At 58.3% G+C, this 12,777-nt stretch carries 13 protein-coding genes and 3 tRNA genes; 7 read left to right on the forward strand and 9 right to left on the reverse strand.

The window, feature by feature from the left end; all coding sequences use genetic code 11:
- Window positions 1-5: 5 nt before the first annotated feature.
- From GAO09_RS05680 to gloA, 3 genes are all read right to left on the reverse strand, one after another.
- Window positions 6-80 (reverse strand) — tRNA-Glu (locus tag GAO09_RS05680).
- 173 nt (window positions 81-253) lie between these two features.
- Window positions 254-1,045 carry a hypothetical protein gene (locus GAO09_RS05685; protein WP_153353084.1) on the reverse strand — a complete coding sequence of 264 codons (792 nt, stop codon included), beginning with the start codon at window positions 1,043-1,045 and terminating at the stop codon, window positions 254-256.
- A gap of 99 nt (window positions 1,046-1,144) precedes the next feature.
- A complete protein-coding gene (gene gloA / locus GAO09_RS05690; RefSeq protein ID WP_153353085.1) occupies window positions 1,145-1,585 on the reverse strand; it encodes a lactoylglutathione lyase in 441 nt (146 codons plus the stop codon).
- A gap of 201 nt (window positions 1,586-1,786) precedes the next feature.
- Here gloA and GAO09_RS05695 point away from each other — a divergent pair, with 201 nt between their 5' ends.
- The 5 genes from GAO09_RS05695 (at window position 1,787) to GAO09_RS05715 (ending at window position 3,459) form a co-directional block, all read left to right on the forward strand.
- Window positions 1,787-2,365, forward strand: coding sequence for a cold-shock protein (locus GAO09_RS05695; protein ID WP_112731213.1), 579 nt, complete (start codon window positions 1,787-1,789; stop codon window positions 2,363-2,365).
- A gap of 2 nt (window positions 2,366-2,367) precedes the next feature.
- Window positions 2,368-2,844, forward strand: a complete 477-nt coding sequence (locus GAO09_RS05700) for a DUF192 domain-containing protein (RefSeq protein WP_153353086.1) — start codon at window positions 2,368-2,370, stop codon at window positions 2,842-2,844.
- A gap of 91 nt (window positions 2,845-2,935) precedes the next feature.
- Window positions 2,936-3,012: transfer RNA gene (locus tag GAO09_RS05705), tRNA-Pro, on the forward strand.
- Window positions 3,013-3,057: 45 nt separating this feature from the next.
- Window positions 3,058-3,363, forward strand: a complete 306-nt coding sequence (locus GAO09_RS05710) for an ETC complex I subunit (RefSeq protein ID WP_153353087.1) — start codon at window positions 3,058-3,060, stop codon at window positions 3,361-3,363.
- Window positions 3,364-3,382: 19 nt separating this feature from the next.
- Window positions 3,383-3,459, forward strand: a tRNA-Arg gene (locus GAO09_RS05715).
- A gap of 473 nt (window positions 3,460-3,932) precedes the next feature.
- Here GAO09_RS05715 and GAO09_RS05720 read toward each other — a convergent pair.
- On the reverse strand, window positions 3,933-4,466 hold the full coding sequence (locus GAO09_RS05720; protein ID WP_153353088.1) for a PAS domain-containing protein: 534 nt from the start codon (window positions 4,464-4,466) through the stop codon (window positions 3,933-3,935).
- Between the two features lie 567 nt (window positions 4,467-5,033).
- Between GAO09_RS05720 and GAO09_RS05725 the strand changes: the two genes are divergently transcribed.
- Window positions 5,034-5,690, forward strand: coding sequence for a hypothetical protein (locus GAO09_RS05725; protein WP_153353089.1), 657 nt, complete (start codon window positions 5,034-5,036; stop codon window positions 5,688-5,690).
- An 88-nt stretch (window positions 5,691-5,778) separates the two neighbouring features.
- On the opposite strand, the gene GAO09_RS05730 is transcribed toward GAO09_RS05725, so the two are convergent.
- The 4 genes from GAO09_RS05730 to GAO09_RS05745 form a co-directional block, all read right to left on the reverse strand.
- Window positions 5,779-6,552, reverse strand: a complete 774-nt coding sequence (locus GAO09_RS05730) for an amino acid ABC transporter ATP-binding protein (RefSeq protein WP_153353090.1) — start codon at window positions 6,550-6,552, stop codon at window positions 5,779-5,781.
- A 14-nt stretch (window positions 6,553-6,566) separates the two neighbouring features.
- Entirely contained in the window at window positions 6,567-7,727 is a 1,161-nt protein-coding gene (locus GAO09_RS05735) for an amino acid ABC transporter permease (protein WP_153353091.1), read from the reverse strand.
- A gap of 3 nt (window positions 7,728-7,730) precedes the next feature.
- A complete protein-coding gene (locus tag GAO09_RS05740; protein ID WP_153353092.1) occupies window positions 7,731-8,924 on the reverse strand; it encodes an amino acid ABC transporter permease in 1,194 nt (397 codons plus the stop codon).
- A gap of 124 nt (window positions 8,925-9,048) precedes the next feature.
- Window positions 9,049-10,071, reverse strand: a complete 1,023-nt coding sequence (locus GAO09_RS05745) for an amino acid ABC transporter substrate-binding protein (RefSeq protein ID WP_153353093.1) — start codon at window positions 10,069-10,071, stop codon at window positions 9,049-9,051.
- A 341-nt stretch (window positions 10,072-10,412) separates the two neighbouring features.
- Between GAO09_RS05745 and GAO09_RS05750 the strand changes: the two genes are divergently transcribed.
- Window positions 10,413-11,603, forward strand: coding sequence for a cystathionine beta-lyase (locus GAO09_RS05750; RefSeq protein WP_153353094.1), 1,191 nt, complete (start codon window positions 10,413-10,415; stop codon window positions 11,601-11,603).
- On the opposite strand, the gene GAO09_RS05755 is transcribed toward GAO09_RS05750, so the two are convergent.
- On the reverse strand, window positions 11,604-12,773 hold the full coding sequence (locus tag GAO09_RS05755; RefSeq protein WP_153353095.1) for an FAD-dependent monooxygenase: 1,170 nt from the start codon (window positions 12,771-12,773) through the stop codon (window positions 11,604-11,606).
- Window positions 12,774-12,777 lie beyond the last annotated feature (4 nt).

Genomic DNA, 12,777 nt, shown 5'->3' on the forward strand with positions numbered 1-12,777 from the left:
GGGAGTGGCACGCCCTAGGGGAGTCGAACCCCTCTTTTCAGAATGAAAATCTGACGTCCTAACCGATAGACGAAGGGCGCATGCCGTGTCCGCGTTTGCTGCGGTGGCGCCCTTATAGTCAGGCCTTTTTTTTTCCGCAAGCGCCGAGTGATGATTTTTTACAAAAAAATGACGACGCCCGTGAGCGCCGTCTGAAAACTCGGAAAACAAAGGGATTTCAGCCGCTTCCGTGGCCTGTGGAAAAGCTGCGGGCTTACCAGAGACCTTGGGCGACCGGTTCTGAGGCGGCAGGGACGGCCGGGCGAGTGGCGATGCCAGGTGGCGTATGGTTTACGGCTGCGGGTGCCGCCGCTGCGTTGCCGACATTGGAATTCGACGCCATTTGCGGACCGCCGGCAAACAGGCCGCCGGTCGTGCCGCTGATACGACGGACAGGTGCATAGGCGACCGCATCCGTGCTGAGCGATCCGGTGGCGCTCGACACATTCTGTGCCGGAGCAGGAGATGCGCTTGCGGTTGTAAGGTCTGCTGCCGGTGCCGCTGCGGCGGAAAAGATGCTGTTGCGTCCGGCCTGGATGACGGTCGGCTGGGTGACGATACCGGCCATGGCCGATTCCGTCAGTTCAGGTACAGCCGACGGTGTGGCGGTGGGCTGTGTAGGCGCCTGCCTAGCCGATGATGTTTTTTCGGAACGCATGGCAGCCATGGCGCTGCGACCTGAGGCCCGGAAATCGCGGACATTCTGGCCGTCTGCAATGTCAGTCTGGCTGCCGGTCGCGCGGGTGTCGTTCTGATTCTGGCCTGGGCGGGCGCTGACCAGCGGATCCACATAGGTGGTGGTGCCGCTTTTGGTCTGTCGCTGCTGTTTGGCGACAGCCGCCTGCTGCATCGCTTCGGCGGCAGAGGAGGCGCGCGGGCCAGGCGTGGTCTTTGCCGCGACCTCCGGCTTGGAGCCCGTCAGGGAGCAGCCGGACATGGCAAGTGTGATGATGATCAGGGACGCCGACGCGGCGAGCCTTGTTTTGGAAGTGGATTGACGCGGCACCGGCATTCCCCGCTTTGAAACGAAACAGGCCTGCATGATGGACATGCAAGCCTGTGTCAGGCTTTCGGGAAAGCCGTTTGCGCGCCTTGGCGCTTCAGGTCACCAGCTGCCGGTGTTCGGCATGGACAGCCACGGTTCGGCCGGGGTCAGGGCTGCGCCCTTCTGCAGGATTTCGATGGAAATGCCGTCGGGCGAGCGCACGAAGGCCATGTTGCCATCGCGCGGCGGGCGGTTGATGGTGACGCCCTTGTCCATCAGCTGCTGGCAGAATTCGTGGATATTGTCGACCTCGTAAGCGAGATGGCCAAAGTTGCGGCCGCCCGTATAATCCTCGGTGTCCCAGTTATAGGTGAGTTCGAGGCAGGGGGCCTTGTTGGTGCGGGCGGCTTCCACATCTTCCGAGGCGGCGAGGAAAATCAGCGTGAAACGGCCCTTTTCGCTTTCGGTCCGGCGCACTTCCTGAAGCCCAAATATCTCGGTGTAGAATTTGAGCGAGGCGTCGATGTCCTTGATACGGACCATTGTGTGAAGATAGCGCATGGGGTCTCCTAATGCTTGTGATGTCAGGCGTGGCGACGTCTTGGGATATGCATCACTCGTCAGCCTGGGGCAAGGCATGCCGTTTAAGCAGAATATTAAGGAAGTAGGGACTTGCGCCCCATGGTCGGCGCAATGTTATTCTGACTTCTCAAGAATCAGTTAACCGTAACTTCGTGACGCGTATCGAGGGGCTGAGAAAACATGGCTGACAGAATGTCATCGAAAGACATTGCCGCATTCGAAGAACTCTCGGGCGAACCGGTCGAGCTCATCGAAATCACCGGCGTGGTAAAATGGTTCGACGTTGCCAAGGGGTTTGGTTTCATCGTGCCCGACAACGGCATGCAGGATGTTCTCCTGCATGTGAGCTGCCTGCGTCGCGACGGATACCAGACGATCCTTGAGGGAACGCGTATCGTGGCGATGATCCAGAGGCGCGACCGCGGTTTCCAGGCTTTCCGTATTCTCTCCATGGACCAGTCGACAGCGGTGCATCCTTCGCAGATGCCGCCGGTTCGCACCCATGTTCAGGTGACGCCGACCAGCGGTCTCGAACGCGCGATCGTAAAATGGTTCAACCGCACCAAGGGCTTTGGCTTTTTGACGCGGGGCGAGGGGACCGAGGACATTTTTGTCCATATGGAAACGCTGCGCCGTTTCGGCCTCACGGAACTGCGCCCCGGCCAGGTGGTGCTCGTGCGTTTCGGGCCCGGCGACAAGGGCATGATGGCGGCGGAAATCCACCCGGATAATCCAAATCCCGGCAATAGGGCGCATTGATCATGCGCGCCGCCGTATCGACATTGTTCGTGAGCGCCGTTTTGGCGCTCTCTCTGTTTGTGGCCAGTGCTGTCGCAGCACCCGTACGTTTCGAAACGGAGCCGTTGACGATCGAATCGGTCGGCGGCAAACAGCACAGGTTCACGGTCGAACTGGCACTCGACGACGCACAACGCGAACAGGGGCTGATGCTGCGCCGCGAAATGGCGCCGGACAGTGGAATGCTGTTCGATTTCGGTCTGGTACGCGATGTCAGCATGTGGATGCACAACACGCTGATTCCTCTCGACATGCTGTTCATCGACGCCTCGGGCCGGATCACACACATCCACGATAGTGCCGAACCACAGTCGGACGCGATCATCTCTTCGCGCGGGCCGATCAAACACGTGCTTGAGCTGAATGGCGGCCGAAGCAAGGTGCTCGGTATCAAGGCGGGTGATGTTGTGAGAAGCGGCCAGATAGGCAATTCGAAATAAACGTGCATGGCTTTGACGATTGATGTGCGAACAGTGTTTTTTGCTGTTGCAGCAACGGCATGAACCGTGTATCTCGCATTCATCGCAGGAACGGAGTGTAGCGCAGTCTGGTAGCGCATCTGGTTTGGGACCAGAGGGTCGGGAGTTCGAATCTCTCCACTCCGACCATCGATACCGGGCTCGGTTACGCCCATATCGGGGAACGAGCACAGCATGTCCGCCAAGATCTACCGTCCAGCTAAGACCGCCATGCAGTCCGGCAAGGCGAAGACGCATCTTTGGCTGCTGGAATTCGATCAGGAAGAGCCGCGTCGCATCGACCCGATCCTTGGTTACACTTCCACCGGCGACATGAAGCAGCAACTCAAGCTCACGTTCGAAACGCTGGAGCAGGCCTGTGCCTATGCGGAACGCAACGGTATCGAATACCGGGTGATCCAGCCGAAAGAGCCGGCCCGCCAGACCGTTTCCTATACCGACAATTTCCGCTTCAACCGTACGACGCCCTGGACACATTGATTCGTAGCGTCAGGCAGACGGCCCCTTAGCTCAACTGGATAGAGCAACTGCCTTCTAAGCAGTAGGTCGCAGGTTCGAGTCCTGCAGGGGTCGCCAAAGTCATTGTAATGAAAAGCGTTCGGTTGCTGCCGAGCGCTTTTTTTGCATTTTCGGCAACTCGAATGATCAGCTTGTCACATCCTGCATAGCGGCTACCCGGTGCCGTAGCTTGACATTTCCAAAAGAATGACGGAACATAAAGAGAACAAACGATTTGATTGCGGGAGAATGCCATGCATGCAGAGCGTAGTGCGAATTCCACCACTGTCATAGAACGCGCACTTGCCGCTGTTGAAAAATCCAAGCAGCGACGCGAGCGGTGGGATCGTGAGAAAAAAGACCGTTTCGAACGAATTCAGATCGCCAATACGCGCCAGCCATTGGCAGCTTCGAAGTCCGGTCGGCAGCTGAGTTTGCGGCTGGACGGATAGGTCTGCCGGCAGCCCATGCCGGTGGCCTAATCGAATGGCCGGGAAAGGAGAAGATGGTCCGCATGCCGTCTCGGCGGATATGCGGTTCGGCAATCCGAATCAATGATGCACGACGAGCGGTTTTTTCTTGTCCTCGTCATCATGCTCTAAACGGTTCACGGCGCTCGCGAGAACGTCCGCCACGTCGTCTTCGTCAAGTTCGAACAGGCTTTGTTGGCTGTTGCGGTAATGGCCGGATAGCAGTTTCTCGCACTGTTGTTCGTCAAGTTCGACATCGTCGAAGACAACGCCGACATAACGGGTCGCTTCGCCTTCGATATTACGGAAACAGCGACCGATCCCGACGACATGAACGATGCTGCCATCCGGGCGGGCGACGTGATAGTCCTGAAAACAGGAGCCGCCTGTCGAAATGGCTTGATGCAAGGTTTTGGCGACATCGCGTCGGTCACCTTCCCAGACCGCAGCAAGATAGGCTTCAATCGGAAGTCCGTCACGGACTTCCTGTGGGTCCAGTCCGAAAATGTCGGCGAAGTGCTCATCGGCGCACAGAAGATTGGTATCGACATTCCAGTTGAAAACGCCGGCATCGTCGGATGACAGTGCAAAAATGCTTGTTTCTGGTTCGCTCATGGTGAGGCCTCAACAGCAGATGGTTGAAGACTATTCCTCAATACCGAAATAGCAAGCGCTATGCGTGCGTTACCTATGGTGCGCTGTGGACATGGGCGAGAGCCCATGTTTCGATCCCGTCGATCCGTCCTTCTCAGTTGACGCATCGCGGCGAAAAACCGGTTTGGTTCTCTCTCGGTGCTGGATTTCAGACGTTTTCTGCGCCTTGCTGGTGGATCGCGGCCTGCTGCAGTGCGGCAAATTTGTCGCGAAAAAATCCCGCCAACGAGTTTTCTTGTTCATGTTGCATTCAGGATTTGAAAAAAGCCACATTCTTCGGTATGTTTATATGCGTTGCAGCGATTGCATGAAGCTGTCGCGGACACCGTGCCGAAGGCATGGTTAAAACGCTGAAAAGCACCATTACATCGTAATCGATTTCGTTTCCGGGGCAGCTCTGCCGTTCCGGAACTTCGTCAGCATGGGGCCGGACCGTTGGGTCCATTCATGCCTCCTGCAGGCCCGAACTGCGTCGAAGCGCATCGATAGGAATGCGCGCGCACAGATCAAAGCCTCGATGAGGATTTCATGGCAAAAATTATTGCAACGGCAAGCGCGGTATTGACGTCCATGACATTGATGATTTCGGCAGAGCGAAGCCTTGCCGACGAAAGACCGCTAATCTGGACGCCGACCAAAAACTCCGACACCAGCTACGGCGTCAGGCTTGGCCTGCGTCTGCCGAATGAATTGCAGTCGGAGGCGGGCATCAATCTCGGTCTGGATTCGCAAAAGAATGCGGTGGTGAACACACCGGTAAGATTATGGGGCAAGATAACCGCCTCGAGCATCCAGACGCCCGCATATCAGCTCAACCGTGACATTCGCATCAATCTGGACGCGGTGACCGGCAGCAGCGGCGCCCGGGTCATCATGTCGGAAAAGCGGATCGCCAGCGAGGCGCTTGATGTGGAGGTGAACCGACAATACGGCATGCGTTATGACGGCGCGGCTTCCAACTGGATCGGCGAGGCCAGCCAATCCGTAAAGGTTTCCAGAGCAGGCACCGGCACCGCCGTTATCCTTGAGGCGAGGGCGCTGGATACATTCAGGGAGCTTGGCGCCGGTATTGCCGTGGAACAGAAGATCAGCGAGCGCCTGTCGCTGAACGGCCGGATAGACCAGGCAACCAATGCGGATGGGCCATCCAGCAATATTGGCGCGCGATATACGTTCAAGTGGTGAACTTCGCGGGCGGGCTGCCGTCCGCTGCCAAAGCTCGACTAAAAAAGGGGCGCTTGCGGCGCCCCTTTCGTGTTTCTGCCCAAAAATCCTAGTGCAGGATCTGGCTGAGGAAGAGCCTTGTGCGCTCGTGCTGGGGATTGTCGAAGAATTCCTGCGGCGAATTCTGCTCAACGATCTGACCCTGGTCCATGAAAATCACGCGATTGGCGACCTGGCGGGCAAAGCCCATTTCGTGGGTCACGCACAGCATGGTCATACCTTCTTCGGCAAGGCTCACCATCGTGTCGAGCACTTCCTTGACCATTTCCGGATCGAGCGCCGACGTCGGCTCGTCGAACAGCATGATCTTTGGCTTCATGCAGAGCGAGCGGGCAATCGCCACGCGCTGCTGCTGGCCGCCGGATAGCTGGCCCGGATATTTATGGGCCTGTTCCGGGATCTTGACGCGCTTGAGGTAGTGCATTGCCACTTCCTCGGCTTCCTTCCTGGGCATTTTTCGGACCCAGATCGGTGCCAGCGTGCAGTTTTCCAGGATCGTCAGATGCGGGAAAAGGTTGAAGTGCTGGAACACCATGCCGACTTCGCGACGCACCTCATCGATCTTCTTCAAATCGTTGGTGAGCTCGATGTTATCGACCACGATGCTGCCCGACTGGTGCTCTTCCAGACGATTGATGCAGCGGATCATCGTCGACTTGCCGGAACCCGAAGGCCCGGCGATGACGATGCGCTCGCCCTTCATCACTTTGAGGTTGATGTCGCGCAGCACGTGGAAATCACCGTACCACTTGTTCATGCCGATGATCTCGACAGCGACATCGGTGGCGGAGACGGTCAGGTTCTTGGGTTGGGCGTCAGCCATGTTTTTTCCCCTTATTATCGTTTGTGGCCGGTATCGAGGTGCCGTTCCATGAAGGCGGAATAGCGCGACATGCCGAAGCAGAAGATCCAGTAGATGATCGCGGCAGTGACGAGACCCGTCAGAGGCGTCATCGGCGTGATCCATGTCGTATCGGCGAAGTTCAGACGGATGATGTTCAGGAGGTCATACATGCCGATGATCGCCACGAGCGAGGTATCCTTGAACAGGCCGATGAACGTGTTGACGATGCCCGGAATGACCACCTTGATCGCCTGCGGCAGAACGATCAGCCGCATTTTCTGCCAGTAGCTGAGGCCGAGCGAATCGGCGCCTTCGCTCTGCCCCTTCGGAATGGCCTGAAGGCCGCCGCGAATGACCTCAGCCATATAGGCGGAGGCAAACAGGGCAACGCCCACGACCGCACGCAGGAAGTTATCGATCGTCCAGCCGACCGGCAGGAAGAGCGGCAACATGACGTTGGCCATGAACAGGACCATGATCAGCGGCACGCCGCGGATGACCTCGATGAAGAGGACGCAGAACATCTTGACGATCGGCATGTGCGACCGGCGGCCGAGCGCCAGAAGAATGCCGACCGGGAAGGACACGGCGATGCCGACGAAGGACAGGATCAGCGTCACCATCATGCCGCCCCAGAGCGGCGTATCGACACGGACAAGGCCGAAATAGCCGCCAAGCAGCAGGAAGAACGCAACCACCGGGAAAACGACGAACAACAGGATGGCGTTGATCGCCTTATGCGGCAGTTTCGGGATCATCAGCGGCACGAGCAGCACGACGAACATGGCGCCGACCAGCATCACGCGCCAGCGTTCGTCGATCGGATACCGCCCGAAGATGAACTGCTGGAAACGATCCTGTACGAAGGCCCAGCAGGCGCCTTTCCAGCCATCGGGCTGAATGCCGCCCTGAGCAATGGTGGCGCAGACCGAACGGTCGGACCCGAACCAGCTTGCCTGCACGATCAGCCAGTTGAAGATGGCGGGCAGGGTGAAGGCCAGAAGCGCCAGCGCCAGAATGGTCAGGACCACGTCTTTCGGCGTGGCGAGAAGGTTGGTGCGCAGCCAGCCCGCAACGTTGCGGTTGCTGACCGGTGGCGGTTCGGCTGCGATCATCTCGCCGCGGATATAGGAGAGGTTGATATTGTCAGCCATCGCTTATCTCTCCACCAGTGCCATTTTGGCGTTGAACCAGTTCATGAACAGCGAGGTGACAATGCTGATGGTCAGATAGATGATCAGCATGATCGAGATCATTTCGACCGCCTGGCCAGTCTGGTTCAGCGTCGTGCTGCCCGTGGAGAACAGTTCGGGAAAGCCGATCGCCACACCCAGTGACGAGTTTTTCGTCAGATTGAGATACTGGCTGGTCAGCGGCGGAATGATGATGCGGAATGCCTGCGGCACGACGACGAGTTGTGTCGTCTTGTTCGGCTGAAGACCAAGCGCTGCCGCTGCTTCGGTCTGCCCCTTGCCGACGCCCTTGATGCCGGCACGGATGATTTCGGCGATGAAGGCTGCGGTGTAGAGCGAAAGCGCCAGATAAAGAGCGACGAATTCGGGACGGATCGTGCCGCCGCCGGACAGGTTGAACCGTCCTTCGACCGGATAATCGAAGGTGAGCGGTGCCCCCACGACAAAAAAGACGATCAGCGGAAGGGTGATGATGATCGCGGCCGCGATCCAGCCGGTCGGCAACTGCTTGCCGGTGCGCATCTGTCGTTTTTTCTGCCAGAGGCCGAAGGCGATAGCGATGATGACCGCAACGACGAAGGCGACGGGTATCATGGACGCGCCTTCACCCCAGATCGGGTAGGGCGAGGTCAGTCCGCGATTGCTGAGGAATGTCGACAACGGCAGTTGGATCGCATCGCGCGGCTGCGGCAGGATGGCAAGAACGCCGGAATACCAGAAGAAGATGACAAGGAGCGGCGGAATGTTGCGGAAGATTTCCACATAAACCGTGCAGAGTTTGGCAACCAGCCAGTTCTTCGAAAGGCGTCCGATACCGATGATAAAGCCGACGATCGTGGCGGTGATAATGCCGGTGACGGCGATCAGAAGCGTGTTGAGGAAGCCGACCATGATGGCGCGGCCATAGGTCGAATCGCTGGAATAGGCGATCAGCGACTGGCCGATATCGAAGCCTGAGCGACCGTTCAAAAAGCCGAATCCGGAAGCCGTATTCGAACGTGCAAGGTTGCTGCTGACATTGTGGGCGATCCACATGACAGAAACGACGATGACCACCACGGTCAGCACCTGAAAGAAGATGCTTCGAACCTTGGGGTCGTAAAGAAGTGATGTGGTGTCCCGCTTGGGCGGGGGCGCAGTTACGGCTTTATCCGTCATGCTTTTGCCAATCCCCTGTGGCCTCTTATGGGCCATTTTATCTGTTTTTATTGTTGTTTTTATACGTCAGGAAGAAAAGTCCGCAAGGCGGCAGGGCCACCTTGCGGACTTTCAGATCATTGGATCAACGGACCGGCGGTGCGAACTGCAGGCCGCCCTTGCTCCACAGAGCGTTGAGGCCGCGAGCGATCTTCAGCGGGCTGCCCTGGCCGATGTTGCGCTCAAAGACTTCGCCGTAATTGCCGACGCCCTTGACGACGTTGTAAGCCCAGTCGTTGGTCAGTCCGAGGTCGGTACCGATCTTGGTATCGGCTTCGGTGCCGAGGAAGCGCTTGATATCCGGGTTGGTCGAGTTCTTGAACTCGTCGACATTGGCCTGGGTGATGCCGAATTCTTCGGCCTGCACCAGTGCGTAACCAACCCAGGTCACGACGTCGAGCCACTTGTCATCACCCTGTCGGACAGCCGGTGCGAGCGGCTCCTTGGAGATGATTTCCGGCAGAATGACGTGCTCGTCCGGGTTGGACAGCGCCAGACGCGTTGCATACAGACCCGACTGGTCGGTCGTGTAGACGTCGCAACGGCCGGCCTGGTAGGCGGCGTTCACTTCTTCGAGCTTTTCGAAGACGACCGGGTTGTACTGCAGGTTGTTGGAGCGGAAGTAGTCGGCAAGGTTAAGCTCGGTCGTGGTGCCGGACTGCACGCAGACGGCAGCGCCGGACAGTTCGAGAGCCGACTTCACGTTGAGCGACTTCGGAACCATGAAGCCCTGGCCGTCGTAATAGTTGACGTAACGGAAGTTGAAGCCGAGCGCGGTATCGCGGCTGATGGTCCAAGTGGTGTTACGAGCCAGAATGTCGACTTCGCCGGACTGCAGCGCTGTGAAGCGGCTCTGCGCAGTGGTCGGCGTGTACTTCACCTTGCTGGCATCGTTGAAAATCGCAGCGGCAACGGCGCGGCAATAATCGACGTCGAAACCCTTCCAGGCACCGGAAGCGTCCGGCTGTGCAAAGCCGGCAAGACCGGTGTTGACGCCGCACTGGACAAAACCCTTGGCCTTGATGTCATCGAGCGTACCAGCGGATGCCGCCGAGCCGATGCCCAGGACTGCTGCGCCAATTGCAGCGGACAGAAGCGTCTTTTTCATTTTCCCAACCTTATCTTTTATTTGATGGATCCCAGCCAACCGCGAAGCAAAACTTCAGCGGATAACGGCTGCTCGCAATGCCTCCCAGAGCGAGCAATGCCTATCACAGTCGCAAATGCAGTCATGGTCAAGATGTGCCTGCCTAATTCCTGCCTCAAACCGTGATAATTGCGAGAATATGCACAATCGGCGAGCAAAAGCTCAATGGCTGAGCATGCAATGCATAAGCGCTAAGCTGTCGTAACGCCGATATTTTCTCGGTTTTGCCTGCGGCTTGACCGCTGATGCGCGTCTCTGCCAAAGATTGCGTCACATCTCTGAAAGAGGACCGTGAGCAGGATATGACAAAAGACACTTTTTTAGACAATGCTGGACCAAATACGCGGCTTGCGCATATCGGATACAATCCCCGCGATTATCACGGTTTCGTAAATCCGCCAGTTGTCCATGCCTCGACGGTTCTTTTTCCCGATTGCAGCGCGATGGAGCGTCGTGAGCAGAAATATACTTACGGGACACGCGGAACGACCACCACGGACGCGCTTTGCGATGCACTGAATGAACTCGAGGGTTCGGCGGGCACGGTTCTGGTGCCGTCAGGCCTTGCCGCCATCAGCATTCCGTTTCTGGCCTATCTGTCCGCAGGCGATCACGCATTGATCGTCGATTCCGTCTACGAACCATGCCGGCATTTCTGCAATACGATGCTGACGCGTCTGGGCGTAGAGGTGGAATATTATGATCCGGAAATCGGCGCGGGCATCGAAAGCCTGATCCGCCCGAATACAAAGCTCGTCCATACGGAAGCGCCGGGGTCCAACACGATGGAGATGCAGGATATTCGCGCCATCAGTGATGCAGCGCACCGGCACGACTGTGTCGTGACCATGGACAATACCTGGGCGACGCCCCTGTATTTTCGCCCGCTAGATTTTGGCGCGGACGTGTCGATCCATGCGACCACGAAATATCCTTCAGGCCATTCCGACATCGTGATGGGGTCGGTTTCCGCCAACGCCAAGCACTGGTCGGCGCTTCTGGCAGCGCATGGCGCCATGGGCATCTGCGGTGCGCCGGACGATTCCTACCAGATCCTGCGCGGGCTACGCACGATGGGCGTCCGCCTCGATCATCACCAGAAGAGCGCGCTCGCAATCGCACAATGGCTTGAAAGTCGTGACGACGTTGCAAAGGTCCTGCACCCGGCGCTGCCGAGCTTTCCCGGCCACGAGATCTGGAAGCGCGACTTCAAGGGAGCCAGCGGCGTCTTTTCCTTCGTGCTCAAGGTTGACGAGCAGGCGCAGTTCAAAGCCCGTTCGCACGCTTTTCTGGATGCACGGAAGATTTTCGGTCTGGGTTATTCCTGGGGTGGTTACGAAAGCCTCGCCGTGCCGGTCAATCTGACCGACAGAACGATCCGCAAGGCGCCGGGTGAAGGCCCGGTCATTCGCCTGCAGATCGGTCTGGAAGATGTCGCCGACCTCAAGCGTGACCTCGAGGCGGGGTTTGCCGCTGCCGCAGCGGCAAAATAATCACGGATCGGCGGCGTTGAAGCCGTAGAGCCAGTCAAGGTCGGCCGCAAGCGATTGCGGCGACCGCATCGACAGGACAAAATCGCGTGCCAGGCGCACGGGGCCGCGCGCATGATAGGCGAAACGGTTGAAGGCGCCGCGATTTCGAACCTTGTCGGTTCGGGCCACGCGTTCCTGCTCGAAAGCGGAAAGTCTGTGGGGAAGGGTGCCTGGACGCCCGAGATGAATGGCAAGGCGCGCTGCATCCTCGATCGCCATGGAAGCGCCCTGGGCCGCGAATGGCATCATCGCGTGTGCGGCATCCCCGATCAGGACCGTGTCCCGCCCGTTGTGCCATTGACCGCGTTCGACCTCGTAGAGCGGCCAGAAGGTGGCGTCCTTTGCCTGACCCAAAAGCTCCTGGATTTGTGAATGCCAGAGCGAAAACTGGCTCATTAGCAGATCGTGCTGTTTTGTGTTGGCGTGCGCCTGCCATGTCTGTCCCGGGTTGAGACCGGTCGATATGGCGACAACATTATATCCGTCGATTTCCTTGAGCGGATAGGAGACCAGATGCGCGCCTGGCCCCAGGAAGGCTGTCACGGCATTAATTTTCAGGGCCGGGGGAGCCTTGCGGGAGGGGACTGTCAAACGCCAGGCTATATTGCCCGAAAATGTCGGGATCGGTGCCTGTGGAACGATGGTGCGCACCTGAGACCAGACGCCGTCGGCACCCACGATGAGATCAGGGCGACTGCCTGTAATCGAAGCAAGTGCGTCCATGTCGGGGTGATCGAGACGGATGCCGAGATGAAGCGAACAAAGCGGTTGCTGTTCTACGGCGGTCAGCAGGGCGCGCTGGAGCGTTGTTCGGTGCAGCACCCCATAAGGAGCACCCCAGCGCTCGCGGGCGAACCGGCCGACCGGGACATTGGCCAGAACCCGAAGCGACAGGCCCGAGGCCAGCGCGATGTGATCGGGCTCGTTCCAGACAGGCTCGAGTGTTTTCAGGACGCCGAGCTCGGCAAGGATGCGGGCGGAATTGGGCGAAATCTGAAGGCCCGCGCCAACTTCCTCGAGGCGTGTTGCCTGTTCGATGATGTCGCAGGCGATCCCGCGCCGCGCCAATGCCAACGCAGCCATCAGGCCGGCCATGCCGGCGCCGACGATCGCAACTCTTTTTACTGTCATGCGC

Source organism: Endobacterium cereale (assembly GCF_009617585.1).
Taxonomy (GTDB): domain Bacteria; phylum Pseudomonadota; class Alphaproteobacteria; order Rhizobiales; family Rhizobiaceae; genus Neorhizobium; species Neorhizobium cereale.